Genomic DNA, 23,129 nt, shown 5'->3' with positions numbered 1-23,129 from the left:
GCTCCCTACCGTGCGCGTGCCGATGGCATCGGCGCCAAAGTCATCATTTATTCTAATGGATAGTCATAAAGCATATTCATTTCACTAATTGTAAGGGCGAGGCGTAGGCTGGCTGCTGGTCAGGAGGAAAACCCGTGGACTTCGTCGCTTCAGAACCTACGCAGGCTCTCGTCGAACGCCTCTCCGCTTTCATGCGCGACGAGGTGGCTCCAGCCGAACGCGTCTACGCCACGCAGTTGACTGGGAGTAGCGACCATCGCCAGTGGCGGCAACCCGCGGCAATGGAAACCTTGAAGGCGAAGGCACATGCTGCCGGACTGTGGAACCTGTTCCTGCCAGACGCCGAACATGGAGCCGGACTAAGTCATGTGGAATACGCGCCGCTGGCCGAGATCATGGGGCACTCCTTCATCGCACCCGAGGTGTTCAACTGCAGCGCGCCCGACAGCGGCAACATGGAAGTACTGCACCGCTACGGCACGCCGGAACAGCAGCAGCGCTGGCTGCAACCCTTGCTGGCCGGGGATATCCGCTCGGCCTTCGGCATGACCGAGCCGGACGTGGCCTCCTCAGACGCTACCAATATGCAGGCCACCGCCACCATCGAGGGTGACCAGGTCGTGTTGAATGGACGCAAGTGGTGGACCACCGGCGCCGGACATCCGCATTGCCGCTTTGTGATCTTCATGGGGCTGAGTGACCCGCAGGCCGAGCCACACCGGCGCCACAGCATGGTGATCTGCCCGCTCGATGCGCCTGGCGTGAACATCGAACGCATGCTGCCGGTGTTCCATCACTTCGACGAACCGAGCGGCCATGGACAGTTGAGCTTCACCGACGTGCGACTGCCGGTGGAGAACATCATCCTCGGTGCTGGTCGTGGCTTCGAAATCGCCCAGGGTCGGCTGGGGCCCGGGCGCGTGCACCACTGCATGCGCGCGATCGGCGCGGCGGAACGCGCGCTGACTTTGCTGTGTGCACGTGCGCGTTCGCGCGTCGCGTTCGGCAAGCCGTTATCCGAACTCGGCGGCAATCCGGACATCATCGCCAACCTGCGCATGGCGATCGAGCAGGCGCGTCTGCTGACGCTGAAAACCGCCTGGACACTCGACACACACGGCAGCAAGGCTGCGCTCAGCCTGATCTCGCAGATCAAGGTGGTCGTGCCAGCGGTGGCCCAGCAGGCAGCCGACGCAGCGATCCAGATCCACGGCGGCGCCGGCCTGTCCGACGATTTTCCGCTGGCGCAGCTGTACGCGTATGCGCGCGTGCTGCGTCTGGCCGATGGCCCCGACGAAGTCCATCGCGGCGTGATTGCGCGACTGGAAATGAAAGCGCAAGGCGCACAGGAGCCGGCACGATGACCACGCCGCTGGATCAACCGCGTGCAGTGCGCGACGAGGATGCGCTCGACCTGCCGCGCATCGGCGCGTTCCTGAAGCAGCACATCGCCGGACTCGAAGGTACGCCGACGCTCGCGCAGTTTCCCGGCGGTGCCTCCAACCTCACCTACCTGATTACCTACGGCGACCGCGAACTGGTGCTGCGTCGCCCACCGGCCGGCGCCAAGGCGAAATCCGCGCACGACATGCTGCGCGAGGCGCAGGTGATGGCAGCGCTGAAACCGCACTATCCGTATGTCCCGGCGATCCTCGCCAGCTGCAACGACAGCTCGGTGATCGGTCATGACTTCTACGTGATGGAGCGGCTGCGCGGCAGCATCCTGCGCCGCGAACTGCCGCCCGAGCTGGGTCTCGATGCGGATGGCGTGCGCCAGCTCTGCCTGGGCTTCATCGACCGACTGATCGAGCTGCATCAGGTGAATGCCTCGCTGCCCGAGCTGCAACATATCGGCAAGGGCGGTGGCTATATCGCACGACAAGTCGCCGGCTGGAGCGATCGCTGGCAAAAAGCGGCCACCGAGGACACCGATGCCTGCGCCGATGTCGTGGCGTGGCTGGCGGCGAAACAGCCGGCACACGACAGCGCCAGCTGCGTGATCCACAACGACTACCGCTTCGACAACGTGGTGCTCGATCCCGACCATCCGCTCGACATCATCGGCGTGCTGGACTGGGAGATGGCCACCATCGGCGATCCGCTGATGGATCTGGGTGGCTCGCTGGCGTACTGGGTGCAGGCCGATGACGATGCCACATTCCAGTCGTTCCGCCGTCAGCCCACGCACGTGCCCGGCATGCTGACGCGACGCGAGGTGATCGATTACTACGGCCAGCGCAGCGGTCGGCAGGAGGGCAACTTCGATTTCTACGAAGTGTTCGGACTGTTCCGGCTGATGGTGATCATCCAGCAGATCTATCGCCGCTTCGTGCTGGGGCAGACCAGCAACCCGCAGTTCGCCGGCTTCGGGGAGGCCGCCCGCTACATGGGCGGCCGCTGTCGCCGCATCATCGGTCGTTCCACGCTGTGAGCGCGCGCAGTCTGCTGCTGATACGTCATGGGCAGGCCAGTTTCGGCGCCGATGACTACGATCGTTTGTCGCCGGTTGGCGAAGAACAATCGCGACAATTGGGTTCGTGGCTGGCGGCGTGCGGATCGACCCCGGACCTGATTGCGATCGGCCCTCGCGAACGACATCGGCGCACGGCCGAGCTGTGTCTTGAAGCGGCCGGCATCGACCTGGCACCACTGATGTTGGACGGTCTGGACGAAGTCGATCACCACGAACTGCTCGCGCGACATCGTCCTGACCTGGAAGGACCCGGCGCGCTGCGCGCGGAGTTGAAGCAGGCGCCCGATCCGCACCGTGCATTCCAGCGCCTGTTCGCCGATGCCGTTGCGCGCTGGGTCGACGGCGCTCACGACAGCGAGTACCAACTCACCTGGCCGAGCTTTCGCAGCAATGTGATGGCTGCACTGCAGACACTGACCGAACATTCGGCGCGCACGATCTGGGCGTTCACCTCGGGCGGCCCGATCGCCGTGCTCACGAACGCATTGATCGGCGCGCCAGTAGCGCAGACGTTTAAATTGAGCTGGCCGCTGGTAAACACCGGCCTCACGCGACTGCGGCTCGGCCAACGCGGTGCGACGCTGATCACCTACAACGCATGGCCGCACCTGGAACACGCGAACGAGCATCATCTCGTCACGCTGCGCTGACTCCCTCCCACTTTCGCCAAGAGACCTCGCCATGAGCACCACTCCGAACTTCGATCTCAAGGGCAAGATCGCCATCGTCACCGGCGCCAGTCGCGGCATCGGCGCCGAAATCGCCAAGCTGCTGGCTGCACACGGTGCGCACACGATCGTCTCCAGCCGACGTGAGGCCGATTGCCAGCTGGTGGTCGACGAGATCGTCGCGGCGGGTGGTTCGGCCGAAGCGTTTGCATGTCATATCGGCGAGCTGGCGCAGATCGAGACGCTGTTCGCGCACGTGACGCAACACCACGGCCGGCTCGACATCCTGGTCAACAACGCGGCCACCAATCCCTACTTCGGCAGCATCCTGGATACCGATCCGGGCATTTTCCAGAAGACCGTCGACGTCAACATCCGCGGCTATTTCTACATGTCCACCCATGGCGCGAAGCTGATGGCAGCCAACGGCGGCGGCGCGATCGTCAACGTGGCCTCGGTCAACGGCGTGGTGCCGGGCTTCCAGCAGGGCATCTACTCGATTACCAAGGCCGCGGTGATCTCGATGACCAAGGCATTTGCAGTGGAATGCGCCGCGATCGGCGTGCGTTGCAACGCGCTGCTGCCGGGACTGACCGACACCAAGTTCGCCTCGGTGCTGGTGAATACGCCGGCGATCCTCAAACAGGCACTGGCGCATGTGCCGATGCGCCGCGTGGCACAGCCATCGGAAATGGCCGGCGCGGTGCTCTATCTCGCCTCCGACGCGTCGTCGTACACCACCGGCGCGGTGCTGAACGTCGATGGCGGCTACCTCTGTGTCTGATCCGATCAACTCCATCCTCATCAACACCGGCAGGAACACGCCATGACCGAACCTTCCGCACAACGCGTCGCCGGCAAGCACGCCTTCGTCACCGGCGCCGCCGGCGGTCTCGGCGCCGCAATCGCACGCATGCTTGCGCGACACGGCGCGAATGTCTTTCTGACCGATATCGACGAAGCCGGCGTGCGCGCAGTGGCAGAAGAGATCAACCACGAACGTGGTCGGCAGGTTGCCTGGTCCGCCGCGCAGGACGTGCGCGACGAGGAGCGCTGGCATGCACTGCTGGCCGAAGCGAACGACGCCATGGGCGGCCTCTCTGTTCTCGTCAACAATGCCGGCATCGGCTCGCTCGGCACGGTAGAACAGATCGAGCTGAGGGAGTGGCGCCGCGTGATGAGCGTCAACGTGGAAAGCATCATGCTCGGCTGCAAGCATGCGCTGCCGCATCTGCGCGCGCATCAGCCCGCGTCGATCGTCAACATCTCCTCGCTGGCCGCGTTCAAGGTCGGCCCCGATTACACCGCCTACAACACCTCCAAGGCCGCGGTGGCGATGCTGACCAAATCGGTCGCGATCGACTGCACACGGCAGAAGATCGACGTGCGCTGCAACTCGATCCACCCGGCCTTCATCCGCACCGGCATCGTGGCGCCGTTCTTCGACGCGCTGGGCGAGGAGGAAGCCACCCGCAAGCTCACCCACGGCATTCCCATGCATCGCCTCGGCGAACCGGACGACGTCGCCTATGCCGTGTTGTATCTCGCCTCCGACGAAAGCCGTTACGTCACCGCCGCCGAAATGGTGATCGACGGCGGCGCCTGCGCCGTATAGTCGAACCCACCCACTCCCCTTCCCGCATCACGGTGAACCCCATGTCCTACGTCAATCGTCAGTTGCGCCTGAAGACCCGCCCCGAAGGCCTGGTCAAGCGCGAGAACTTCGACCTGGTCGAACAAGCCGTGCCCGAACTGAAGGATGGCGAGGTGCTGCTGCGCGTGCTGTACCTGTCGATGGATCCGACCAACCGCGTGTGGATGCGCGACATCCCGCAATACCTGCCGCCGGTGGCGATCGGCGAAGTGATGCGCGCGCTCGGCCTGGGCCGCGTGGTGCAGTCGCGCTCGGCGCAATACAAGGAAGGCGACCTGGTGCAGGGCATCACCGGCTGGCAGGACTACCTGGTATTGCACGACAGCGCCAAGGGCTACGTGCGCCTGCCCGCCGATCCCGGCATTCCGCTACCCACCCTGCTCGGCGCCTGCGGCATGAGCGGCGTCACCGCCTACTACGGCCTCACCGATATCGCCCCGGTGCAGTCCGGCGAAACCCTGGTGGTCTCCGCCGCCGCCGGCTCGGTCGGCTCCATCGCCGGCCAGATCGGCAAGATCCACGGCGCCCGTGTAGTCGGCATCGCCGGCGGCGCCGACAAGTGCCGTTACCTCACCGACGAACTCGGCTTCGACGCCGCCGTCGACTACAAGGCCGAAGACTTCAAACAGCAACTCAAGGCCGCCACCCCCGACGGCGTCCACGTCAACTTTGAAAACGTCGGCGGTGAAGTGATGCGCGCGGTGCTCTCACGCATGGTCATCGGCGGTCGCATCGCGATGTGCGGCCTGATCTCCGGCTACAACAGCAGTGAGCGCCCCAGCGACGACTACGGTGTGTTCGTAATGAAGCGGCTCAGCATGCGGGGATTTCTGATTCTTGATTACACGAAGACGCGCGAGGCAGTGCAGGTGTTGAGTAGGTGGATTCGCGAGGGGAAGTTGAAGGCGGAGGAGACGGTGGCGGATGGGTTGGAGAATGCGCCTGAGGTTCTTAATCGATTGTTTGATGGGAGTCATCGGGGGAAGTTGGTGTTGCGGGTGGACCCGCAGGCGTAAGGTGCGATTGTTCTGTAATGTTCGCTATCGACCCAAAGCAGACGTTTCAGATTAGTCATCGGCAGTCAGGGACAGAAATGACTCGTACAGCGAAAGCACTTTGGTTAGCAGGCTGTTGAATGGAGCAGCGGTCGCCGGCGTTCTCATCTACAGCCTCGGAAACGTGCCTTTTGTCGATTTCAAAGAGCCGTTGAAGTGGTTTGCTCTCGGGACACTCCTGTCAGCAATGGCGCTTTCGTTCGCCTATCTGCTTGGAATGGACGTCCCCGGTGAAAACCAAAGCCTACGGGATGCACCTTCACGGGTCGCACGCATGTTGCTAGGTGTCCCGGCGACCGGATTACTTGCCATTGGGGCGTTTGTGAAAGGGGTTATGGCCGCATATTCGCAGTTTGCTGGCTAATGTCCGCTTCCGGCCCAAAGCAGACGTTCCCAGATATCGCTCTGGCTTATTCGCGATCGACGTTGAAGCAAAGGCTTTTCGTGCGCCTTCGCGCCCGAGTTACTTTCTCTTTGCGTGGCCAAAGAGAAAGCTAACCAAAGAGAAAGGCCACCCCGCTTGGCGCTTGCCGGGCATCCATGCCCGGCAAGTTCGTGAGCCGGGGCCGGGCTTTTCGACAGGACTCCTGTCCTGGCGAAAAGGCATCGGCGTCCATGCCGATGCCCGCTACGCGGCCTGTCGGGCTCGCCTCACCGCCGCACAGGGGCCCCGGTAGAGCAGCGGGCCATCATGGCCCGGACTCGGTGAAGATCCGAATGAGCAAAAGCAACAGCAAAGCATTGCTCTGCGGTAGCTCTGTTTTTGATCTGGCTCTTCTGAAAAGTACGCGCAGGATGCGCGTCGCTCTACCCGGGGCCCCTCTGAAGCGGCGGGCGGGTGTAGGAAAGCCCGCAGGGTGGCCGGCATGGATGCCGGCCAGTTTGGCGTCAGCACAGGATGTGCTGTCGACAAACCCCGTAGCCCGACCGCGGACCTTGCGGGCATGGATGCCCGCAAGGCGCGTAAGCGGGGTGCCCCTCTCTTTGGTTACTTTCTCTCGGGCAAGCGAGAGAAAGTGACTCGCCCTCCGCAGGAGGACGAAAGCTCTTGCTTCAAAAAAATGGCAGCGGCCGAACCCGCCAAACCCACTTAATCCGAAATCGCCAACACACACTCATCCGCACCATAACTACGACAACAAACCGGAAAAATCGACAAGCTGCCCGGCGCAATGGCAGCCCCCAGCAGCCCCTCCAGAAAACCACTGAAGAAACTGCACCCGGAGTGGCCATGCTCGGCGCAAAGCGCACTGTCCTGGATGTGCAACTGGGCGCCCTGCTGATCGACTTCGGCCAGCGCGCGCAGCGCCGGAACACCAATGCGCTCGATCGCCTCGCGCAAATCGAGCCCGCCATCCAGCGCGTACTCGCGCTCGAAAACCCAGCCTCCAATGCGCCGCCCAGCCAGCGCAAGCGACGACTCGCGCGCCGCCTCGGCAACCACACGATCCATCGCCAGCAACTGCGGCACAATCCGCGGATAGTCGTACTCCAGTCCGCGCAGCAGCTTGTCGACGGCCGGTTCGTCCGGCCCTTGCTGGATCAACTCGACGAACGGTACCGCCACCACAGGTGCGGATGCCGCAGCCGGTCGCGGCGGGTTGGGCAGGATGAACTCGAACTCCGGCTCGGGCTCCGCCGACGCTTGCTGCGTTTCAGGCGCATCCACGATCGCAGACGCCACGGCCAGCTCGGGCTGATCGACCACCTTCGGTGTCACTGGTGCAGCAGCCGGCGCTGGTTCCATCGCTGGAGCGGGCGGAGCCATATACGACGACAGCTTGCGCGATGCCGCAAAATGCGGCTTCGCCTCGCCCTCGACATACGGCTCGACTTTCAAACTGAGAAAGCGGTCATACGCGTTCAACGCCGACACGAGCGCGCGCTTCTTGAGCCAAGGCCCGCGCACGACCATCGTCATCAGGATACCGTGCGGATCCTGCACCAGACGTTGCCGTTGCAAGGTGAATCCGTTGGCGATGACGAATCCGCCAACTTCAATGAGCAGGCCCTCCCGACTTTCCGAGAGTGCCTGGATTTCCAGCTCGATCATCAGGCCCCCCTGTATTCGATGCCGGTGAAACAGATTGTGTGAAACACGATGTCCGTCTCGGCGTACAAGCGATGTGCTGCAGCTGAAGATTTCAATCAGATTTGGATTCTATGACCTATAGGGCAGAATTTGTGCGAAGCGCTTCCGGCACCGCGCCGAAAGCTTCGCAACACTCAGCCCAGGCACGCGCGCCAATGAGTGCCGAAGCAGCCGGCACCTTGTCGTGCCGGCATGCATGAAGCCTGCCCCACCCTCAGCGCATGATCGCCGCCGGGTCCTGCTTCGCCTTCAGCGCGCTGCACAGCTGGATCGATTCGCTGGTCTGCGCCAGGCCGCGGCCGATACCGTCGGCGTCCTGCATGCGCGACTTGAAGAATGCCTGCAGGCGATCGTGTTCCGGCTGTGAGCAGCCACCGCCTGCCGCCAGTCGTGGCAGGTATCCGCCGGCAAAGCTGCCGGTGCGCGTCAGCACTTGCGGGTAGTGCGCGGTGAACCACTGCGACATCGCATCGCGACCGGCCTCGGTATCGCGATCGCCCATCAGCAGCATGGCCATTTCGCCCACCTTGACCTGCTTGTCCAACGCGAAGTTGCGTACCGTGGCGGTCAGGGCCGGATCTTCCACGCTGGACAGGCCACCGAGGATGCTGTTGCGGAGCGCCGCGTCGCTGGTCTTTGGCAGCTCGCCAATCAACGCATCGACGGCCGGCTTGCCTTGCTCCTGGGCGGCCACGCCCAGCGCATCGCCGAGCAGGTCGGGATCGGCTGCACCCAGATCCAGACGGCCATCCGGCTTGGGCTTGAGTGCGGCCTCACCCTGCTTGAGCAGGGCTGCGCGTACTTCCGGCAGCTTGAAGTCGAACGCCAGGCTGCTCGCGAGCGTGCTGCGCAACAAGGCATCGCCCTCGGATTCGCCCGCCTTGCGCTGGTAGCCAAGCTGTTCCAGTCGCGGCAGATAGGCGTCCTTCACCCATGCGGCCAAATGAGCGCGCTGGGCATCGGTCGTGGCTTCGTCGTGATAGATCCATTCGACCTGACTCAGCGGAGCCGTGCTCACCTCGCGGATCTTCGACATCGTCAGCGGCTGCAATGCGGCCAGCACGTCGCCTGCATCCAGATCGCCATGACGGAAACTGGCGTTGACCGCGTCGGCATAAGCAAGCTGCTCGGCATCGCTGAGCTTGCCGACCTGCTTGATCAGACCGGTCAGTTCGACCTTGCCCAGGCTGAAACGGTAATAACCGCTGGCATTCGCGTTCGGCATGATCCAGGTCGGATTGCTGGCGCCGGCCAGCACCATCGAGCCGGTGACCTGGTCGAGCATGTCGCAGCTGACCTTGCTGCCATCAGCGGTGCCGTAGCGCACACATACCGGTACGCCCCAGATGCGCTTTGCATCGCCCGTGCTGCCGATCGGCAGGTAGCGGCTCTGGCTCAGACGCAGCACGGTCTTGCCGTCCTTCTGCTCCAGCTTGGTCTGCACGTAGGGCACGCCGGACTGGTCGAGGAAGCTGTTGAACGCATGCTTGAACGCATCGCCCTTGCCCGCAGCCTTAGCGATCGCGCCGACCAGATCACTGGCCACGGCGTTGCCGAACTTGTGCTGCTGGATATACGCCTGCATGCCCTTCTGGAAGGTCTTCTCGCCGACATAGTTCTCGAACATGGCGATCACGCCGGCACCCTTCTGGTAGGTGATGCCGTCGAACGCGGTCTCGATGTCGCCATTGCCGGTGATCGGCTGACGGATCATGCGTGCGCTGACCAGGCTGTCGCTGCTCATCGCGCCCTGCACGCCGCGCACGCGATCGAGATCGGCGCGGTATTCCGGATGTACCTGCATCGTCACCTTCTGCTGCATCCAGGTGGCGAACGCCTCGTTGAGCCAGATGTCGTTCCACCATTCCAGCGTCACCGTGTCGCCGGTCCACTGATGCGCCAGCTCGTGCGCGGTGACGTTGAACGAACCCTGCACATTGCGCGCCGGCGAATCCTTGTCGAGCAGCAGCAGCCAGTCGCGGAAGGTGACCAGGCCGGCGTTCTCCATCGCGCCTGCGGAAAAGTCCGGCGCGGCGAGCACGTCGAGCTTGTCCCACGGATAGCCGAAGCCGTAGTAGTTCTCCAGCGCGTGGATGATGCTCGGCGTCTCGCCGAGCACATGCGACATGCGATGCGCCTCGCCTGCGGATGCGATACCGCGCAACGGCAGCGGTGTGGTGCGATAGGCATTGGGCGAAATGTCGGGGCCCTTGGCGATATCCCACGGTCCCACGCCGAACGCGACCAGATAGGTCGGCAGCGGCAGCGTCTGTGCAAACGTCAGCGTCTTCCAGCCGTCGCCGGCCGGCGCTTCTTTCACCTGCTGGGTATTCGCCACCGCGGTGTCGGTATCCGGAATCGTCAGGCTGATATCGAACGGCGTCTTGAAACCGGGCTCGTCGAAGCTCGGGAAGGCGAAGCGTGCGCTGATCGGCTCCATCTGCGTCATCGCATACGGCTGACCTTTCGCGCTGACCTTGTACAGACCCTGCAGCTGCGCGTTGAGCGGCGCGCTGTAGTCGAAACTCAAGGTCAGCTCCTGCGGCTTCAGCGTGCTGCCGAAATCCACCCGCACCACGCCAGCCTTCGGATCTGCTTCAACATACTTGCCGGCATGCACCTTGCCGGCGGCATCGGTGATTTCCACCTTCGACACTTTCAGCTCGTTGCCGTCCAGCCACAGGTGATCGGAAGCCTGGGTCAGCTTGACCTTGATCGTGGTGGTGCCGGAGAAATCCTCCTTCGCCGGATCGACCTTGAACGACAGCTGATACGACTGCGGTACCGCCCAGCGCGGCAAGCGGCCTTGCGGCGCCTGATCGGCGGTAGCAGCGAACGCTGCTCCACAGCAAGCGGCAAGTGCAGTGAGCAAAAGGGGGCTGGCGAGACGGCGCATGGCGGATTTCCCTGGGACGAAAACAAACGTCCACGCTAGGGTGAGGCATGACTTGCGACCCAGTGCCAAAAGACATGGGCCTTGACCCCCGAGCAGTCCACGTCCATGCGTTTGATACAAAAACCCCGACCATCGCTGATCGGGGTTGGTCTTTCCTATTCGATTAACGGGAACCTCGAAAAAACCCCACGTGACGTCATTCCCGCGAAAGCGGGAATCCAAGTTGCTGTTCCGCAAAATCAAAATGGATTCCCGCTTTCGCGGGAATGACGCGCAAAAAGGCGGTTACTCGAAGTTCCCGAACGGCTCGGCTCAGCCAGCCACGTCGGCCTGTTCCAGCGCGACCGCGACCGCATGGATCACCGCGGCAATGCGCACCGCGCTCTGGATCGGCTGCGCCGACAGCCCATGCTTGCGCAAGGTCTTCTCATGCGACTCCAGGCACATGCCGCAACCATTCACGGCCGACACGGCGAGCGAAGCGAGTTCGAAGTCGATCTTGTCGCCGCCTGGATTGGCCATCGCGTTCATGCGCAGGCCGGCGCGCAACGTGCCGTACTCGGCGTCGCCGACCAGGTGCACGAAGCGGTAGTAGATGTTGTTCATGCCCATGACTGCGGCGGCGACGCGGGCACCATTCAATTCCTCGCCGCTGGCGTGCTGCGCAGCTTCCGCGTTGATCGCCGCGGTCAGCGGCTTGTAGCGCGAGGCGATTGCCGAGGCGAGCGCGATCACCGCAATCTGTTTCTGGGTAAGGCCGGGCGCACCACCCTCGGTCAATACGGACTCGAGGTTGAGGCGCAGGTCCTTGGCATAGTCGGGCAACTGGCTTTTCAGATCGGCAAGACTCATGGGACACCTTCAATGAATTCGGGGCAAAAAAAAACCGGCGGCGAAGCGAACTTCGCCGCCGGTGGGGCCACCCGCGCGTCAACGGGGGAGGGAGGGACTCCTGACGCGCGGGGTATTGCAAGCAAAGCGTTGTGGAATCAGGCGACCTTGAGGGTCTCTTCGCCCTGGCTCCAGTTGCACGGGCACAGCTCGTCGGTCTGCAGCGCGTCGAGCACGCGCAGCACTTCCTGCGGGTTGCGACCGACCGAACCGTCGGTGACGTAGACGAACCGGATGATCCCGTCCGGATCGACCAGGAACGTCGCGCGCTGCGCCACGCCGTCATCGGTCAGGATGCCCAGCGCATTGCTGAGGTCCTTCTTGATGTCGGCCAGCATCGGGAACTTCAGGTCGCGCAGGTCCTTGTGGTCCTTGCGCCAGGCCAGATGCACGAACTCGCTGTCGGTGCTGGCGGCCAGCACCTGGGTGTCACGGTCGGCGAACTGGCTGTTCACGTCGCTGAAACCCTTGATCTCGGTCGGGCAGACGAAGGTGAAGTCCTTCGGGTAGAAGAACACGCACAGCCACTTGCCCTTGTAGGTGCTGTTGTCGATGTTCTGGAACGCCTTGTCCAGGCTCTCGATCGAGACGGTGGCCGGGACGTTGAACTGGGGGAACTTGTCGCCAATGGTCAGCATGAAAAAGCCTTTGGTGGTGGATACGAGGGATAAGAGACGCCTTGCAGCAGGAGCCTTGGCGAACAAGATAGCGTCCGCGCTTGCATTGTTCAAATTGATTGTTACCATCGCAATCATAGGTTGAGCCTATGGCATGGATGAGGCGTGCGATGAACCTGCGCGATCTGCAGTATCTGGTGGCACTGGCCGAGCATCGGCACTTCGGCCACGCCGCGGATGCCTGCTTCGTCAGCCAACCGACCCTGTCCACCCAGATCAAGAAACTGGAGGACGAGCTCGGCGTGCCGCTGGTCGAACGCACGCCACGCAAGGTGCTGCTGACCGAGGTGGGCCGCGACATCGCCATCCGCGCACGCGACGTGCTCAACGAGATCGAGCAGATCCGCGGCGTGGCCCGACGCACGCTCGATCCGGAATCCGGCACGGTGCGGCTGGGCATCTTCCCCACTCTTGGTCCTTATCTGCTGCCGCACGCACTGCCGCTGGTGCGCGCCGCGTTCCCCAAGCTGGAACTGCTGCTGGTCGAGGAGAAAACCGAGACCGTGCTGCGCCTGTTGCGCGAAGGCAAGCTGGATGCCGGCATCCTCGCGCTGCCCTTGCATGAGGACAGCCTGCACAGCGAATTCCTGTTCGAGGAACCGTTCCTGCTGGCGGTCGCGGCCGAGCACCCGCTGGCACAGAAGCAAGGCCAGCTGAAGCTGGCCGACCTGTCCAACCAGAACCTGCTGCTGCTGGAAGACGGTCACTGCCTGCGCGATCAGGCGCTTGAGGTCTGCCACATGGTAGGCGCCGGCGAGCACAGCGGCTTCCGCGCCACCAGCCTGGAGACATTGCGGCAGATGGTGGCGGCGAATGTCGGCATCACCCTGCTCCCGGTCACCGCGGTGAAGCCGCCGGTGGCGCCGTTGGAGAATCTGCACCTGATCGAGTTCAAGGGTCGGCCACCCAGCCGGCATGTGGCCATGGTCTGGCGCAAGAGCTCGGCCATGGATACATTCCTGAAGCACCTGGCGGCGATCTTCCGGCAATTGCCCGCCGATCTGCTCAACCCGCACTCGGCCGCCACGCCGCTGGCCGCCGCGGCAGCCTCTGTAAAGACGCGCAAGCCCGCACGCCGATAGTCCAGCCGAAGTCGAAGCTATCGTTCCATCGACTTCATTGCCTGACAGCTGGGTATCACGGTTGAGTCACCGACAACTGCCCAAGCTCGATCCGGCATCGGGTGATCCCGAGCCGGATCGAGCTTGCTCGACACAAGACCTTCAAGGCCTACGCGGCGAGATCACACAAGGTCGTAGCGATCATGGTTCATCACCTTGGTCCAGGCCGCCACGAAATCGCGCACAAACTTTTCCTGCGCGTCCGCGCTTCCATAGACTTCGGCCAGCGCCCGGAGCTGGGCGTTTGAACCGAAGACGAGATCGACACGGCTGCCGCTCCACTTGACTGCACCAGTCTTGCGATCGCGACCTTCGAACACGTCCCTGGCATCCGAGGCCGCCTTCCATTCCGTGCCCATGTCGAGCAGGTTCATGAAGAAGTCATTGGTCAGCGTTTCCGGCCGCTTCGTGAACACACCTGACGAAGTTTGTCCGACGTTGGTATTCAGTACCCGCATGCCACCCACGAGCACGGTCATTTCCGGCGCGGTCAGGGTCAGCAGTTGTGCCTTGTCGATCAGCAACGCCTCGGCGGATGCGCCGGATTTGCCCTTGAGGTAGTTGCGGAAGCCATCGGCGAACGGCTCGAGTGCGGCGAAAGAATCCACATCCGTTTGCTCCTGCGAGGCATCCATGCGTCCCGGCGTGAAGGGTACCGTCGCGGCGTGACCGCCGTTCTTCGTCGCCTGCTCGACACCTGCACAACCGCCCAGCACGATCAGATCGGCGAGCGAGACCTTCTTGCCACCGGACTGCGCGCCGTTGAACTCGCTCTGGATGCCGCTGAGGGTTTTCAGCACCTTCGCCAGTTGCTCGGGCTGATTGACCTCCCAGTCCTTCTGCGGTGCCAGACGGATGCGTGCACCGTTGGCACCGCCACGCTTGTCGGAGCCACGAAAGGTAGATGCTGACGCCCACGCGGTCGACACCAGTTGCGCGACCGTCAGGCCCGACGCCAGCAGTTTGCTCTTGAGGGAGGCAATGTCCTTGGCATCGATCAACGGATGATCGACCGCGGGAATCGGGTCTTGCCAGAGCAGCTCTTCGGCCGGAACTTCCGGGCCGAGATAGCGTGCCAGCGGGCCCATGTCGCGATGGGTCAGCTTGAACCACGCGCGGGCGAAGGCATCGGCGAACTGGTCCGGATGCTGGTGAAAGCGTCTGGAAATCTTTTCATAGGCCGGGTCGAGCCGCAGCGAAAGATCCGTGGTCAACATGCTGGGGGCGCGACGCTTCGACGCATCGAAGGCATCCGGAATAGTATCGGCGCCGGCACCCTGTTTCGGTGTCCACTGATGCGCACCGGCGGGGCTCTTGGTCAGCTCCCATTCGTAGCCGAACAGGTTGTCGAAGAAGTTGTTGCTCCACTTCGTCGGCGTGGTGGTCCAGGTAACTTCCAGGCCGCTGCTGATCGCATCCGCGCCCTTGCCGCTGCGGAAACTGCTCTTCCAGCCGAAGCCTTGCTGCTCGATGTCGGCCGCTTCGGGCTCGGCGCCTACATTGTCGGCAGGACCAGCACCATGAGTCTTGCCGAACGTGTGGCCACCCGCGATCAGCGCGACGGTCTCTTCGTCGTTCATCGCCATGCGTGCGAAGGTCTCGCGGATATCGTGCGCCGCAGCGATCGGGTCCGGGTTGCCATCCGGCCCTTCCGGATTCACGTAGATCAGACCCATCTGCACCGCACCGAGCGGATTCTCCAGGTTGCGTCCATGGTCGGTACGACTCTTTTCGCTGCCGTGCAGCTCCGGCTCGGCCACAATCACCCCCTCGCCCGGCTTTCCCTTGCCGTAGCGCACGTCGCCACCCAGCCAGGTGGTTTCGGAGCCCCAGTAGACCTCCTCCTCCGGCTCCCACACGTCCTCACGCCCGCCGGCAAAACCAAAGGTCTTGAACCCCATGGATTCCAGGGCGACGTTGCCGGCGAGAATGATCAGGTCGGCCCAGGAAATTTTCCGGCCGTACTTCTGCTTGACCGGCCAGATCAGCCGGCGCGCCTTGTCCAGGCTGACGTTGTCCGGCCAGCTGTTGAGCGGCGCAAAGCGCTGCTGGCCGGCACCGGCACCGCCACGACCGTCGCCAATGCGGTACGTACCGGCACTGTGCCAGGCCATGCGTATGAAGAAAGGCCCGTAGTGACCGAAGTCTGCCGGCCACCATTCCTGCGAATCGGTCATCACCGCGAGCAGGTCCTTCTTCACCGCACCCAGGTCCAGGCTCTTGAACTCCTCGGCATAGTTGAAGCCATCGCCCATGGGATCGGACAGCGAGGAGTGCTGGTGCAGGATCTTCAGGTTCAGCTGCTTGGGCCACCAGTCGCGATTCGAGGTTCCACTGCCGGCAGCGTGATTGAACGGGCATTTCGTTTCGGTTGACATGTCTTCTCCACCCTTGGTTGTTTGCGATCCAGTTGAGAGCGTGAATACCGATGAATGACTGGTGTTTGCGAATGGCTTCCCATGATGCGCGGGTTTCTTGACGATCTGGCGTTACCGCCCCGACAGAGGGCCGGAAGTGGCGCGGTCAGGATCTTGCGGTGGTTGCCCGTAACAGGCTCCTTGGTTTGCGGCTGAGGCAGTGACTTGCACCGGTTTGTCCCACTTACTCCACTCGAATATAGATACCGCGATGAGGTGTGTATATTCGATTGTTCCAATCGGTTTCATAGTCAATGGCTATGGTCATTCCTCCCTTCCCAACAGGACGTCAAAAGTGGAGCAAGGTCACCAATGTCAGTTTCTGCATGGGAGCGGCGACGCCGAGCGCCCTGTTCATGCTGGTATGTTCATGGCCAATTGGTAGCCATGCCCTGTAACCGACCGATCGAGCCGAACAGAGCACCGCCAGCCATCATCACCAGGCTGGTTTCGAACAACGTGGGGCCAATCGCAGATTTCGGATGAGCATGCGCAAACTATGGATCGGCGTCGCCCTGTTGCTGGTGCTGTGGGGCGGAACGTCGTGGTGGCAGCATCGTCCGCTGCATCAACCACCCGGCGTGATTGCACCGGATGAACCCGAGCAGGACAACATCGAGGATGGTGCGAAGCTGCAACACGGTGACGTGACCCTTACCACTCGCGCCCGTTTCATCCTTACGGCTCGGGTGCTGTCGCGCGCCGATTACTCCTGGGGCGCCGACGCCAAGCTGATCCCCGAAGACCTCGCGCTCGGCTGGGGCCGCATGTCCGACAGCGCGGTGCTGGCGAGCATCGACATCAGCCAGTCCGACCGCTTCTACTACTGGCACGTAAAGCAATTCCCGATCCCGCGCCGCGAGATCGAGACGCACAGCGCCAACATGCACATGATCCCCGCCGACGCCGGCGTGCTGCACGACCTCAGGGAAGTGCGTCCGGGTGAAGTCGTGCACATCGAAGGCTTCCTCGTCGACGCCACCCGCCCCGGTGGCTGGCACTGGAACACCTCGATGACCCGCGACGATACCGGCGCGGGTGCGTGTGAGCTGGTTTATGTGGAGAGCCTCGGCGTCGTCACACCCTGAATTCCGTTACACCCACGGATTCACAGGCGTAACTCGTTACACCCGCAAAAAATGTCGGATAACAAGGCAGCACTGCCATCTATACGGCACTCTCGACGCCGCACAAAGCCTTCCCTGACAAGGGAATCGCCACTTGAGCAGGAAGCAATGAAGACGACATACTCCATGCAACACCCCGGATGCGGAGCCTACTTAGCGTTAGGCCGCACACCCAGCATCACGGAGGAGCGACATGGGCAAAGTAATTGTCAGGGTCTCACCCGAGTTCAAGCATCCTGTGGATGCCGATTGCGAGTTCATCGCGGGAGGTCACTTGGAGCCGCTTTACTACATGGATTCGGCGCTGCGCACAGCGTATCAAGTCTACGAAAACGTCAGTGAGGGCACTCCTGTAAGCCCTGTCTTTGCCAGCAAAGAGGATCTCGCTAGTTGGTTTAGACACGCACAGTGGCCTCAAGAGTCAATAGACTTCTTGCTAAGTAATGGGCACGCACCTTCGCTAGTTGTCCGCGGGTGAGGCAGCGCAGTGCGGCCTAACATTTCGTTCAAGGCGGACGGCTACGCCGCCGCTTAACTCCAGCGTTAGGACGCAATCACAGACTGAGGAGAACCCAGGCACATGGAAATGTCGTTTACCGAGGCGCAAGACGATATGCGGCAAGGCTACTGCAGTGGCGGCCCGGGTATTCTGGCCTCTGCAATCGCCTGGGCATGTGCAGCAGGCATAGCTGCGTCCGTGTCCACACATGCAGCGGTGTGGGCTCTTCTCATCGGCGGCTTATTCATTTTCCCGGCTTCGATCCTGTTCTGTAAGTTGCTTGGTGCCCGGGGCACACATGTCAAAGGCAATCCGCTTGGAGTGCTGGCCGGCGCAAGCACTTTCTGGCTCATTTTCGCGATCGTCATCGCATTGGTTCTCAGCTGGCACCAGCAAACGTGGTTTTTCCCTGCAATGCTGCTCACCCTCGGCGGGCGCTACCTAGTTTTCGCAACAGCCTATGGCATGAGGCACTATTGGGTTCTTGGCTTGTTGCTCGCCACTGCGGGTGTCATCACATTCGTGATGTCTGTGCAGCCGGCAGCTAGTGCAGCGGTTGGGTCTGCCATCGAGGGCAGTTTCTCGGTCGTATGTATCTCGCACTACTTCCGGCGGATGCGCCCTGACAAGTCACTGCAGCGGACAGCCCTGATGGGCCGCCGCTGAGTTTCTGCGTTGGCTGTCACTCGGGGGAGCACATGAGTCTTCGCTTTCGGCAAGTATTCGCGGCCGTCATTATGGGTACCCAATTGTCTGTCGCGTATGCGAACGACGTTCTGCTCGTTTACTACGACATCGTCGGCAATAGTGCGAATAGCTTGCGCCACGAGCTTGATACAAAAGGTCCGCCCGATAAAGACGGCAAGAGATTTGATGGGCTTACTAAATGGCATGTAACTTGGACATATCGCTATGCACCTACGGAAGCAGGCTGCAAATTCACTGAAATAAGTACGTCTGTCGAGGGGACGACGACCCTGCCTCGCTGGGTTGACGGCGACAGCGCCACGAATAGCTTGATCAGGAAATGGCAAAACTACATGGCCGCACTACGCCTTCATGAGGATGGCCACTATGCACATGGAGTTGGGGCTGCGAAGGAGATAGAAGATCTTGGCCAGTCATTTCATGTATCTGACAATTGCTCAACTATCGCCAAGAAATTTAATGATCAAGCCAGTTCGATACTAGAAAAGTATATGGCCATGGATGCCATGTACGATCATGACACCAATCATGGACAGACTCAGGGCGCAAGATTTCCTTGAACAGCAAGCAGCTCATTACTTGTTCGAGCCGACGCGTCAGTTCTCACGATTTGGACACCCTGAATTAACTCTCCAGGAGTCGTCACGCTGTTCAAGCCAAGCCTTAGTAACGCAACAGGCTATGCAGCTGTTGGCCCCCTGACCAACGATCCCGCCCGCGCAGCGCAAGCAATTCGATGACCACACCGGCCCCCACCAGCTCGCCGCCAAGCTGCTCGACCAGCGCACGGGCCGCCGCCAGCGTGCCGCCCGTGGCAAGTACATCGTCAACGAGCAACACTCGCTCGCCAGGCTTCAACGCATCGCGTTGTGCTTCCAATCGATCGTTGCCGTATTCCAGCTGATAGTCCACCGTCACTACCGGCGGCGGCAACTTGCCGGGTTTGCGCAGCGGTACGAAACCGGCGTGCAGCTTCTGCGCCAGTGCAGCGCCGAAGATGAAGCCGCGTGCCTCGATGCCGCACACCGCCTGCACACCGCTGCCCTGCCATGGCTCGGCCAGCGCGTCGATGCAGCGGGCGAAGCCGCCGGCATCGGCGAGCAGCGGGGTGACATCGCGGAACATCACGCCTGGCGTGGGGAAATCGGGCACAGCGCGAATCAGTGCAGCGAGGTCTTGCATAGAGCTTTCCTGGAGGATGATGCGATCGAAGAATCGCGATGGCTGACCCTGTTCAGCAGGGCATGAGCAGCGGACCGTCGGGCAGATCGCCGATCTCGTCGATCGCGAGCCGCGCCTCGCTCAACTGCGCCTCGACCTCGGCCACGATGCCGCTGGCGAGCGCCAGGCTCGATTCGGGTACCCGCACTTCGATGTAGTTCATCGCGGGCAGCTGGCCCACCGCGCCGGTGAGGTATTCGCCGGCAATGAAGGCCGGTATGCCACCGGCCTCCAGCGCATCCTTGACCAGATGGGCATCGAACAGGTTTTCGGCGCGATAGACGGTGTGCATGGCCTGCACGCTACGCCCCGGCATGGGCGCGAGGCAAGCGACGCCTTGTGCCGCCTCGCCTCCGGGGCAATCTGCGCCCGGTAGCCTCGACAGGGTAAACTTGGGTGTTTCCGCCACCGCACGCGAGCTTTGCCTGATGTCGACTGAAAATCCCGCCGCCGCTCCCGCCTCACCGACTGCGGCCGTTCCCCAGGATTTCATCCGGCAGATCGTGCGCGACGACCTCGCCACGGGCAAGCACCATGTGGTGCATACGCGCTTTCCGCCGGAACCGAACGGTTACCTGCACATCGGCCACGCCAAGGCGATCTGCCTGAGCTTCGGCATCGCGGGTGAATTCAAGGGCTGGTGCAACCTGCGCCTGGACGACACCAATCCGGGCAAGGAAGACCCGGAGTTCGTCGAGGGCATCAAGGACGACGTGCGCTGGCTCGGCTTCGAGTGGCATTCGCTCCGCCACGCCTCGGATTATTTCGAGGTGTTCTACCGCTCGGCGCTCAAGCTGATCGAGAATGGCGTCGCCTATGTCGACGACCTCAACGCCGAGGAGATGCGCGAGTACCGCGGCACGCTCACCGCGCCCGGCCGCCACTCGCCGTACCGCGAGCGCAGCGTGGAGGAGAACCTCGACCTGTTCCGCCGCATGCGCGCGGGCGAGTTCGCCGACGGCAGCAAGACGCTGCGCGCGAAGATCGACATGAGCGCCGGCAACATCAATATGCGCGATCCGGCGATCTACCGCATCCGCAAGGTCACCCATCAGAACACCGGCGATGCGTGGCCGATCTACCCGATGTACGACTACGCGCACTGCCTGTCGGATGCGATGGAAGGCATTACCCATTCGCTGTGCACGCTGGAGTTCGAGGATCACCGCCCGCTGTACGACTGGTTCGTCGACAAAGTCGATCTGCCGAATCATCCGGAACTGTGGCAGTCGGTGGTCGCCGCGGGTCTGGAGGCGAAGCCGGCCAAGCCGCGGCAGATCGAGTTCTCGCGCCTCAACCTCAGCTACTGCATCACCAGCAAGCGCAAGCTGGCGCAGCTGGTCAGCGAAGGCTTTGTCGACGGCTGGGACGATCCGCGCATGAACACGCTGCGTGGCCTGCGCCGGCGCGGCTTCACCCCGGCCGGTCTGCGCCTGCTGATCGAGCGCGTCGGGGTGAGCAAGCAGAACAGCGTGATCGACTATGCGGTGCTGGAAGGCTGCATCCGCGAGGATCTGGACGCCACTGCGGCGCGCCGCATGGCGGTGCTCGATCCACTGAAGCTGGTGCTGACCAATCTGCCGGAAGGCCACGAGGAAACGCTGGTCTTCGCCAATCATCCGAAGGATGAAAGCTTCGGCACGCGCGAAGTACCGTTCTCGCGCGAAGTGTGGATCGAGCGCGAGGATTTCGCCGAGGTGCCGCCGAAGGGTTTCCATCGCCTGAAACCCGATGGCGAAGTGCGCCTGCGCGGCGTCGGCATCGTGAAGTGCGAGCAGGTCATCAAGGATGCCGCCGGCAATGTGACCGAGCTGCATGGCACGCTCGATCCGGAAACGCGCCACGGCCTGCCCGGCGCGGATCGCAAGGTGAAGGGCACGATCCACTGGGTCAGCGCGCAGCACGCGGTAGCCGCCGAGGTACGCCTGTACGACCGCCAGTTCAACGTAGCGGCGCCGGAGAACGAGGAAGACGGCAAGAGCTGGCTCGAACACGTCAACCCGGACGCCAAGCGCGTGGTGCAGGCGTGGCTGGAACCGGCGGCCGCCAACGTCGAACCGGAACAGCGCTTCCAGTTCGAGCGGCTGGGTTACTTCGTGGCCGACCGCGTCGATCATCGCGCCACGGCACCCGTGTTCAATCGCACCGTGACCCTGCGCGACGTGTGGGCAAAACCGGCCGGCCAGTAAGCGGAGAGCATCATGCTGCCTCAGCAAATCCATCTGACCCTGCCGCCCTGGATCGGTGACGTGGCCGACGAGAGCCGGGCCTATCGCACCGACGAGGACAAGGTCGGCCTGGCGATCGAGTTGTCGAAACACAATGTCGAACGCAGCCATGGCGGCCCGTTTGGCGCGGCAGTCTTCAACGAAACGGGCCGATTGATCTCGGTCGGCGTGAATCGCGTGGTACCGCAGACCTGTTCGGTGGCCCATGCGGAAATGATGGCGTACATGACCGCGCAGCAGCGGCTCGCTGCGTTCCGACTCAACGAGCAGGGTGGCCGCTACATTCTGGCCACCAGCGCGCAGCCGTGCTGCCAGTGCTATGGCGCCACGATCTGGGCCGGCATCGACGAACTGCTGATCGGCGCGCGCGCGGAAGATGTGGAGGAACTCACCGAGTTCGACGAAGGCCCGTTGCCGGCCGACTGGATCGGCGAACTGCAGCGCCGAAACATCGCGGTCCGTCGCGACATCCTGCGCGATCAGGCGCGCAACGTGCTGGCCGCCTACGGCGCCGGCGGCACATCGTATTGAGCCGCTGGCGCGCCGCGCTGCCACTCATCCTGCTGGTGCTCGCCGGCATCGTGCTGTTCAGTTCCGGCTGGCTGGACCAGTTGACTCCGCAGCAATTGGTGGCGCACCAGAACGAACTGCACGCGCATATCGCCGAGCATCCGTGGGTGAGCCGACTGGCCTTCGTCGGCCTGCTGACCCTGACCATGTCCACCGGACTGCCCGGCACCATCGTGGTGATTCTTGCAGGCGGTTTTGCGTTTGGCGTGATCGACGGCACGCTGTGCTCATCGGTCGGGCTGACACTGGGCTCGCTGATCCTGTACCTGGCCAGCCGCTACGCGTTTGGTGCCGGCAGCCGGCATCCTCCGGCCATCGTGGCGAAGCTGCACCACGGCTTCGAACGGCATCCGGTGAGCTACACCCTGTTCCTGCGCTTCGTGCCGGTCGTGCCGTTCGGCGCGGTCACGGTTGCGCTGGCCTGGTTGCGCTGCCCGCTCTGGCTGTTCATCGGTGCCAGTTGGCTCGGCGGCACGATCACCCTGCTCTTCGAAACCTCGATCGGCGCCGGCCTCGGCAACGTCATGGGCCGGAGCGACACGTTCAGCCTGGGCCTGTTCATGCACCGCGAAGTGCTGCTGCCGCTGGGGGCGATCGCCCTGCTCGCGTTGCTGCCACTGCTGATCGAACGGCTGACCCGGCGGTATCGCCGGATCAATCACCACGTCGACTGAGCCCCTCCGGACGACACTGTCCATATGACAGCTGCCAACCTGGCCGTTTCGCGCTAGTGTGATGCGCACCTGCGCCACACCGGCATCAGGTGACTAAACGCTGAAGCAGCTAGACGCGCTCGCATGCGAGTCGATCCAGGGGGAGGCATCCGGCAAAT

The 23,129-nt window shown here is 62.7% G+C and carries 20 protein-coding genes; 13 read left to right on the top strand and 7 right to left on the bottom strand.

The features are described from left to right. Positions 1-134: 134 nt before the first annotated feature. The 6 genes from B0E51_RS03760 to B0E51_RS03735 are packed head-to-tail and all read left to right on the top strand — an operon-like array spanning position 135 to position 5,811. On the top strand, positions 135-1,364 hold the full coding sequence (locus B0E51_RS03760; RefSeq protein ID WP_077443497.1) for an acyl-CoA dehydrogenase family protein: 1,230 nt from the start codon (positions 135-137) through the stop codon (positions 1,362-1,364). Then, a complete protein-coding gene (locus B0E51_RS03755) occupies positions 1,361-2,431 on the top strand; it encodes a phosphotransferase family protein (protein WP_077443496.1) in 1,071 nt (356 codons plus the stop codon). The genes B0E51_RS03760 and B0E51_RS03755 overlap by 4 nt, the downstream gene beginning before the upstream one ends. Beyond that, positions 2,428-3,123, top strand: coding sequence for a histidine phosphatase family protein (locus tag B0E51_RS03750; protein ID WP_077443495.1), 696 nt, complete (start codon positions 2,428-2,430; stop codon positions 3,121-3,123). Before B0E51_RS03755 ends, B0E51_RS03750 begins: the two co-directional genes overlap by 4 nt. Positions 3,124-3,154: 31 nt before the next feature. After that, the gene (locus B0E51_RS03745; RefSeq protein ID WP_077443494.1) at positions 3,155-3,925 is read left to right on the top strand and encodes an SDR family oxidoreductase; all 771 of its coding nucleotides are present in this window, start codon (positions 3,155-3,157) and stop codon (positions 3,923-3,925) included. 42 nt (positions 3,926-3,967) lie between these two features. After that, a complete protein-coding gene (locus tag B0E51_RS03740) occupies positions 3,968-4,756 on the top strand; it encodes an SDR family oxidoreductase (RefSeq protein WP_077443493.1) in 789 nt (262 codons plus the stop codon). Positions 4,757-4,797: 41 nt separating this feature from the next. Next, positions 4,798-5,811 carry an NADP-dependent oxidoreductase gene (locus B0E51_RS03735; RefSeq protein WP_077443492.1) on the top strand — a complete coding sequence of 338 codons (1,014 nt, stop codon included), beginning with the start codon at positions 4,798-4,800 and terminating at the stop codon, positions 5,809-5,811. Positions 5,812-6,940: 1,129 nt separating this feature from the next. On the opposite strand, the gene B0E51_RS03725 is transcribed toward B0E51_RS03735, so the two are convergent. The 4 genes from B0E51_RS03725 to B0E51_RS03710 all read right to left on the bottom strand — a co-directional run bounded on the left by B0E51_RS03725 (position 6,941) and on the right by B0E51_RS03710 (position 12,367). Continuing rightward, positions 6,941-7,903, bottom strand: a complete 963-nt coding sequence (locus tag B0E51_RS03725; protein WP_077443490.1) for a hypothetical protein — start codon at positions 7,901-7,903, stop codon at positions 6,941-6,943. Between the two features lie 253 nt (positions 7,904-8,156). Further along, a complete protein-coding gene (locus B0E51_RS03720; protein WP_077443489.1) occupies positions 8,157-10,838 on the bottom strand; it encodes a M1 family metallopeptidase in 2,682 nt (893 codons plus the stop codon). A gap of 312 nt (positions 10,839-11,150) precedes the next feature. Beyond that, the gene (locus B0E51_RS03715) at positions 11,151-11,690 is read right to left on the bottom strand and encodes a carboxymuconolactone decarboxylase family protein (protein ID WP_077443488.1); all 540 of its coding nucleotides are present in this window, start codon (positions 11,688-11,690) and stop codon (positions 11,151-11,153) included. A 137-nt stretch (positions 11,691-11,827) separates the two neighbouring features. Continuing rightward, positions 11,828-12,367, bottom strand: a complete 540-nt coding sequence (locus B0E51_RS03710; protein ID WP_077443487.1) for a peroxiredoxin — start codon at positions 12,365-12,367, stop codon at positions 11,828-11,830. Positions 12,368-12,516: 149 nt separating this feature from the next. On the opposite strand from B0E51_RS03710, the gene B0E51_RS03705 reads away from it, so the two are divergent. Continuing rightward, a complete protein-coding gene (locus B0E51_RS03705; RefSeq protein ID WP_077443486.1) occupies positions 12,517-13,488 on the top strand; it encodes a LysR substrate-binding domain-containing protein in 972 nt (323 codons plus the stop codon). Between the two features lie 161 nt (positions 13,489-13,649). Here the strand turns inward: B0E51_RS03705 and katG are convergent, their stop codons facing one another. After that, a complete protein-coding gene (gene katG, locus B0E51_RS03700) occupies positions 13,650-15,905 on the bottom strand; it encodes a catalase/peroxidase HPI (RefSeq protein ID WP_077443485.1) in 2,256 nt (751 codons plus the stop codon). Positions 15,906-16,432: 527 nt separating this feature from the next. On the opposite strand from katG, the gene B0E51_RS03695 reads away from it, so the two are divergent. From B0E51_RS03695 to B0E51_RS03680, 3 genes are all read left to right on the top strand, one after another. Continuing rightward, complete coding sequence (locus tag B0E51_RS03695; protein WP_077443660.1) at positions 16,433-17,032, top strand: hypothetical protein; 600 nt, start codon at positions 16,433-16,435, stop codon at positions 17,030-17,032. 619 nt (positions 17,033-17,651) lie between these two features. Continuing rightward, complete coding sequence (locus B0E51_RS03685; RefSeq protein WP_077443483.1) at positions 17,652-18,236, top strand: hypothetical protein; 585 nt, start codon at positions 17,652-17,654, stop codon at positions 18,234-18,236. Positions 18,237-18,268: 32 nt separating this feature from the next. Next, positions 18,269-18,838, top strand: coding sequence for a DUF922 domain-containing protein (locus B0E51_RS03680; RefSeq protein WP_077443482.1), 570 nt, complete (start codon positions 18,269-18,271; stop codon positions 18,836-18,838). A gap of 103 nt (positions 18,839-18,941) precedes the next feature. On the opposite strand, the gene B0E51_RS03675 is transcribed toward B0E51_RS03680, so the two are convergent. Next, entirely contained in the window at positions 18,942-19,460 is a 519-nt protein-coding gene (locus B0E51_RS03675) for an adenine phosphoribosyltransferase (protein ID WP_077443481.1), read from the bottom strand. 52 nt (positions 19,461-19,512) lie between these two features. After that, positions 19,513-19,791 carry a DUF2007 domain-containing protein gene (locus B0E51_RS03670; protein WP_077443480.1) on the bottom strand — a complete coding sequence of 93 codons (279 nt, stop codon included), beginning with the start codon at positions 19,789-19,791 and terminating at the stop codon, positions 19,513-19,515. Positions 19,792-19,927: 136 nt separating this feature from the next. Here B0E51_RS03670 and B0E51_RS03665 point away from each other — a divergent pair, with 136 nt between their 5' ends. From B0E51_RS03665 to B0E51_RS03655, 3 genes are read left to right on the top strand one after another with little or no spacing between them, the layout of a single operon-like run. Continuing rightward, positions 19,928-21,688 (top strand): glutamine--tRNA ligase/YqeY domain fusion protein, encoded by a 1,761-nt coding sequence (locus B0E51_RS03665; RefSeq protein ID WP_077443479.1) that lies wholly within the window; start codon positions 19,928-19,930, stop codon positions 21,686-21,688. 12 nt (positions 21,689-21,700) lie between these two features. Then, positions 21,701-22,258 (top strand): nucleoside deaminase, encoded by a 558-nt coding sequence (locus B0E51_RS03660; RefSeq protein ID WP_077443478.1) that lies wholly within the window; start codon positions 21,701-21,703, stop codon positions 22,256-22,258. Further along, entirely contained in the window at positions 22,255-22,971 is a 717-nt protein-coding gene (locus tag B0E51_RS03655) for a VTT domain-containing protein (protein WP_077443477.1), read from the top strand. Before B0E51_RS03660 ends, B0E51_RS03655 begins: the two co-directional genes overlap by 4 nt. The last annotated feature ends 158 nt before the right edge of the window (positions 22,972-23,129 follow it).

The sequence above is a fragment of the Rhodanobacter sp. C05 genome, assembly GCF_002001165.1.
GTDB lineage: Bacteria > Pseudomonadota > Gammaproteobacteria > Xanthomonadales > Rhodanobacteraceae > Rhodanobacter.
The sequence above is the reverse complement of the archived record's forward strand: the minus strand, read 5'-3'. Positions and strand labels throughout refer to the sequence as shown.

Excerpts from the sequence above, each read along its gene's own strand:
- B0E51_RS03740 (WP_077443493.1), top strand. The coding sequence starts at position 3,968 with ATGACCGAACCTTCCGCACAACGCGTCGCCGGCAAGCACGCCTTCGTC.
- B0E51_RS03680 (WP_077443482.1), top strand. The coding sequence starts at position 18,269 with ATGAGTCTTCGCTTTCGGCAAGTATTCGCGGCCGTCATTATGGGTACC.
- B0E51_RS03695 (WP_077443660.1), top strand. The coding sequence starts at position 16,433 with ATGCGCAAACTATGGATCGGCGTCGCCCTGTTGCTGGTGCTGTGGGGC.
- B0E51_RS03715 (WP_077443488.1), bottom strand. The coding sequence starts at position 11,690 with ATGAGTCTTGCCGATCTGAAAAGCCAGTTGCCCGACTATGCCAAGGAC.
- B0E51_RS03710 (WP_077443487.1), bottom strand. The coding sequence starts at position 12,367 with ATGCTGACCATTGGCGACAAGTTCCCCCAGTTCAACGTCCCGGCCACC.
- B0E51_RS03670 (WP_077443480.1), bottom strand. The coding sequence starts at position 19,791 with ATGCACACCGTCTATCGCGCCGAAAACCTGTTCGATGCCCATCTGGTC.
- B0E51_RS03755 (WP_077443496.1), top strand. The coding sequence starts at position 1,361 with ATGACCACGCCGCTGGATCAACCGCGTGCAGTGCGCGACGAGGATGCG.
- B0E51_RS03705 (WP_077443486.1), top strand. The coding sequence starts at position 12,517 with ATGAACCTGCGCGATCTGCAGTATCTGGTGGCACTGGCCGAGCATCGG.
- B0E51_RS03685 (WP_077443483.1), top strand. The coding sequence starts at position 17,652 with ATGGAAATGTCGTTTACCGAGGCGCAAGACGATATGCGGCAAGGCTAC.
- B0E51_RS03745 (WP_077443494.1), top strand. The coding sequence starts at position 3,155 with ATGAGCACCACTCCGAACTTCGATCTCAAGGGCAAGATCGCCATCGTC.
- B0E51_RS03665 (WP_077443479.1), top strand. The coding sequence starts at position 19,928 with ATGTCGACTGAAAATCCCGCCGCCGCTCCCGCCTCACCGACTGCGGCC.
- B0E51_RS03725 (WP_077443490.1), bottom strand. The coding sequence starts at position 7,903 with ATGATCGAGCTGGAAATCCAGGCACTCTCGGAAAGTCGGGAGGGCCTG.
- B0E51_RS03735 (WP_077443492.1), top strand. The coding sequence starts at position 4,798 with ATGTCCTACGTCAATCGTCAGTTGCGCCTGAAGACCCGCCCCGAAGGC.
- B0E51_RS03720 (WP_077443489.1), bottom strand. The coding sequence starts at position 10,838 with ATGCGCCGTCTCGCCAGCCCCCTTTTGCTCACTGCACTTGCCGCTTGC.
- katG (WP_077443485.1), bottom strand. The coding sequence starts at position 15,905 with ATGTCAACCGAAACGAAATGCCCGTTCAATCACGCTGCCGGCAGTGGA.
- B0E51_RS03660 (WP_077443478.1), top strand. The coding sequence starts at position 21,701 with ATGCTGCCTCAGCAAATCCATCTGACCCTGCCGCCCTGGATCGGTGAC.
- B0E51_RS03675 (WP_077443481.1), bottom strand. The coding sequence starts at position 19,460 with ATGCAAGACCTCGCTGCACTGATTCGCGCTGTGCCCGATTTCCCCACG.